A 4,223-nucleotide genomic window follows, 5' to 3' on the forward strand; every position below is an offset into this window, starting at 1 on the left:
TACCAGAACAATTGGGACGGTAAATATAATGGACAAGATTTAGCTGAATCGGCTTACTTCTACATTATTGATATGGGCAAGGGCTATGGGCTAATTAGAGGTACAATCTCAATCATAAGAGATTTCAATTCAAGTAGTTTTGCCCATTAAAAACTTATACTGCCTGCACTCTTGCAGGCAGTATAAATTACAAAATCAAACCATCTGGTTTATACAAAATCAAATTATCATCATGTTAAAAATTAAATACATAATTACCATTGTTATAGGGTTGGTGCCATTCTGTCGCACATCTGCCCAGCTAAATCCAATGGGTACAATCTATTACCAAAATCAGTATCTCATAAACCCTGCTATGGCTGGTACCACACAGGGTTGGGAGTTAAATGCAGCTTACAAAGCTCAATGGACAGCTATTAATGGTGCGCCAAGTATGCAGGTATTAACTGCTACATATGGCTCAAGGAATAAAAAAGTTGGTTTCGGTTTAAATCTCTTTAATGATAAAGCAGGATTAGTGCAAACAACCAGCTTAAAAGCAAGTTATGCTTATCATTTATTATTAAATAACGAAAAAACAATTGTAGACTTTGGATTATCTGCAGGTTTGCTAAATGAGTGGGTAGATAGAGCAGCAATAATTGGTGATGCTGATGACATTTCATTCATTAACTTCAATAGCAGAAAACTTTATCTAGATGCGGATTTTGGTATGGGACTACGTACGCACAATTTTTCAGTTCAGGCATCGGTGCCAAACTTAAAGCGTTTCATGGATAGAGATGTGCAACGCAACATTGCAGATAAATCATTGTTTATGACTTCTGTTAGCTACAAATTTACTTATCACAAAGATGGTCTATCGAGCGTTGAACCTAAAATAATGTATAGGGTAGTAGAAAACTATAAAGATATTTTAGATGCAGGAGCAAACTTCCAGTTCAATGAAGATAAATTAATTCTAAATGCTATATACCACAGTACAAATAGTTTAACTTTTGGAGCTGGCACAACTTATAAAAATCAGCTTACAATTTTAGCGCAATACACAACAAACACAGCCGAATTTCAAGGCTATAGTAACGGGGAGTTTGAAATTGCGGTTAAATATAATTTCAAATAGACACGCACTTAACCAAGATTTTCGTTGTGTCATTAGATGATGTGTTTAATTTTTTTAAAAAAATAATTCTAGGTTGCCAAACAATAATTAACCGAGTTTGTTTATTGTATTATGAAAAAACGTATACACATTCTAGAAGACGATAAAGACATAGGTTACATCATCGAATTTTTGTTAAAAGACGAAGGATACGAGTTGCAACTTTCATCAACTTTTAAAGAGATGAAAAAGAAACTTAAAGATTCTATTCCCGATCTTTTTATTTTAGATGTGATGTTGCCAGATGGTAACGGCATAGAAATTTGCCACGATTTAAAAAACGATCCTTTTACCAAACATATTCCGGTTATTGTAATGTCGGCAAATGTGCGTAGCAAGCAAATGAGCGAAGCTGCCACTCCAGACGATTATATTAGCAAGCCATTTGATTTGGATGATATCGAAAACAGAATTAAAAAACTTTTAGATAAAAAAGCTGCCTAAAATTTTTTAGAAAAGCTATTTCAGTAATGCTTTGGTTAGGTTCGGCCCTGCCATCGCTGCAATCTTTTTGCAACCCGTAGCCAAATGCAACGGGTTTTTTTGCAAAAAGTATTTTCGCTTTGTCAGGTTTAAAATGCAAAATCACTGCAACCATTAAGGCTAGCTTAGCAAATAGCAAAAAACATCAGCTAAATTATTTCTGCTTCTTCGTAATTTGCCAGCATGTCAATACCAGCAAATTTAGATCACTTCGATCAGGTTTTCGAAAAAATCACTCACCTTTTAACAGGTACTAAGCAAACACAATTTGAAGATTGCACCTTCAAAAATTGCGACTTAACTGAAGCTAATTTTAATGGCTGTAATTTTATCAATTGTAGTTTTATCAATTGCAATTTATCTATGGTAAAATTTGTACAAAATGGTTTAGATCATGTTCAGTTTACCGATTGTAAAATGGTTGGTGCAGATTTTTCTAATTCAAAAGATTTTCTCTTCGGCGTAAATTTTAGCAACTGCATTTTAGATTATGCCGCTTTAATGAAAAAGAAAAATCGAAAAGCCAAATTCGAAAATTGTTCATTAAAAGGGGCAGATTTTACCGAAGCAGATTTAACAGAAACAAAGTTCGTTAACTGCGATTTTGACCGTGCAATATTTATGCAAAGCACTTTAAACGGAGTAAATTTTACCTCTTCATTTAATTATACTATAGATCCTGAAAGAAACCCAATGCGTAAAGCAAAGTTTGCTGCAAGTGGCCTAGCGGGTCTACTTACAAATTATGGCATAATTGTGGCTGAGTAAGAATAAAAAAAATGTTATTTCGTTTTCCATTTATAAAAACACTACAATCAAATATGAACAAGAATATCTTTAAAAAATTATTATCGCTGGCTTTAGTTGCTGCACTTCCAATTTTATCATCGGCCCAGCAAAAAGGAAATTGGCAAAACCTCGATTTAAAAAATGATACAACTTTCGGTATAAGCACAGAAAAAGCATATAAAGAATTGTTAAAAGGCAAAAAATCTACGCCTGTTATTGTTGCTGTTTTAGATGGCGGAGTAGATTTATACCATGAAGATTTAAAAAGAGTAATCTGGACAAATAAAAAAGAAGTTGCTGGAAATGGTGTTGATGATGATAAGAATGGTTACATAGACGATATTCACGGATGGAATTTTTTGGGTGGTAAAGATGGTAAATCTGTAGAATTTGAAACATTAGAACTTACCCGTTTGGTAAGAAGAGATAATGCTCGTTTTGCGGGCATTACAGCATCAACAGTAGCAGAAAAAGACAAAGCAGACTACGAAGCGTTTCTTAAAAACAGAGAAGAAGTAGAGAAAGAACTAGGAACTGCAAAAAGTAACCTAGCTGGTATTTCAGGGTTTAAAAACATTTTAGACGGAGTTGTTAAAAAAATTGGGAAAGAAAACCCAACTGTAGAAGATTGGAATAATTATACCCCACAAGGTGCACAAGAAACTAGAATTAAAGAAACCATTCTTAATGTTTTAAAAGAAATGGATTTTAAAACATTTTACGATTCACAAATAGCAGAGGGATACAAGTATTATTACAACCAAGTAAATTATAATTACAATGTAGATTATAATCCTCGTGATATAGTTGGCGATAACCCAAATGATAGCAAAGAACGTTTTTATGGTAATAACGATATCAAAGGTCCTGATGCTTTACATGGTTCTCATGTTGCAGGTATTATTGGTGCAGATAGAACTAATAAAATAGGTATTATGGGCGTTGCTGATAATGTTTTAATTATGGGCGTTCGCAACACACCAAATGGCGATGAACGAGATAAAGATGTGGCAAATGCCATCCGCTATGCGGCAGATAATGGTGCAAAAGTACTAAACATGAGTTTTGGTAAATCTTATTCGTGGGATAAAGCCGTGGTAGACGAAGCGGTAAAATATGCAGTTAGTAAAGATGTTTTATTGGTTCATGCAGCAGGTAACGACAATAAAGATATTGATGTTGAAAATAATTTTCCAAATGCAACCTATTTAGATGGTAAAGTTGCCAGTTCTTGGTTAACTGTTGGCGCTTCTGGTCCAAAAGACGATGAAACGCTTAAAGCAGCATTTTCTAATTATGGTAAAACATCGGTTGATGTATTTGCACCAGGTGTAAGAATTCTCTCTACCGTGCCAGATAACAATAAATATATAGAAGAGGATGGAACGAGTATGGCTGCTCCGGTTGTGTCTGGCTTAGCGGCTTTAATTCGTTCTTATTATCCTAAATTAACTGCGGTACAGGTTAAAGAAATTATTATGAAATCTGTTGTAAAAGTAAATCACAACGTGAAAACGATGAAAGGTGCTGATACAGTAGAAATTCCGTTTGCAGACTTATGTATAGCTGGCGGAATTGTAAATACTTACAATGCACTCAAATTAGCAGCAACATATAAATAACAAAAAAACAACCACATAGTCACATAGAAAATCAACTATGTGCCTATGTGATTTAGAAATATTACATCAATCCTATTGCTTGATAAATTTCGGCATACAGCAACCCGCTGCTATAACGCTTAACAAATTGCAAATTAGATCTTTAAAGAATAACCACATAGGCATAT

Annotated in this window: 4 protein-coding genes; all 4 read left to right on the top strand. The window is 34.1% G+C overall.

Features of this window, described 5'->3' with window-relative positions; translation table 11 throughout:
• Positions 1-232: 232 nt before the first annotated feature.
• The 4 genes from AC07XU_RS18010 to AC07XU_RS18025 all read left to right on the top strand — a co-directional run bounded on the left by AC07XU_RS18010 (position 233) and on the right by AC07XU_RS18025 (position 4,056).
• Positions 233-1,123: a PorP/SprF family type IX secretion system membrane protein gene (locus AC07XU_RS18010; protein WP_494945025.1), complete on the top strand. Its 891-nt coding sequence runs from the start codon at positions 233-235 to the stop codon at positions 1,121-1,123.
• 111 nt (positions 1,124-1,234) lie between these two features.
• The gene (locus AC07XU_RS18015; protein ID WP_494945026.1) at positions 1,235-1,606 is read left to right on the top strand and encodes a response regulator transcription factor; all 372 of its coding nucleotides are present in this window, start codon (positions 1,235-1,237) and stop codon (positions 1,604-1,606) included.
• A 222-nt stretch (positions 1,607-1,828) separates the two neighbouring features.
• The gene (locus AC07XU_RS18020) at positions 1,829-2,413 is read left to right on the top strand and encodes a pentapeptide repeat-containing protein (protein ID WP_494945027.1); all 585 of its coding nucleotides are present in this window, start codon (positions 1,829-1,831) and stop codon (positions 2,411-2,413) included.
• A 53-nt stretch (positions 2,414-2,466) separates the two neighbouring features.
• Positions 2,467-4,056, top strand: coding sequence for a S8 family peptidase (locus AC07XU_RS18025; RefSeq protein ID WP_494945028.1), 1,590 nt, complete (start codon positions 2,467-2,469; stop codon positions 4,054-4,056).
• The last annotated feature ends 167 nt before the right edge of the window (positions 4,057-4,223 follow it).

This window comes from Pedobacter sp. GW456-11-11-14-TSB4 (genome assembly GCF_059424425.1).

Excerpts from the sequence above, each read along its gene's own strand:
- AC07XU_RS18020 (WP_494945027.1), top strand. The coding sequence starts at position 1,829 with ATGTCAATACCAGCAAATTTAGATCACTTCGATCAGGTTTTCGAAAAA.
- AC07XU_RS18025 (WP_494945028.1), top strand. The coding sequence starts at position 2,467 with ATGAACAAGAATATCTTTAAAAAATTATTATCGCTGGCTTTAGTTGCT.
- AC07XU_RS18010 (WP_494945025.1), top strand. The coding sequence starts at position 233 with ATGTTAAAAATTAAATACATAATTACCATTGTTATAGGGTTGGTGCCA.
- AC07XU_RS18015 (WP_494945026.1), top strand. The coding sequence starts at position 1,235 with ATGAAAAAACGTATACACATTCTAGAAGACGATAAAGACATAGGTTAC.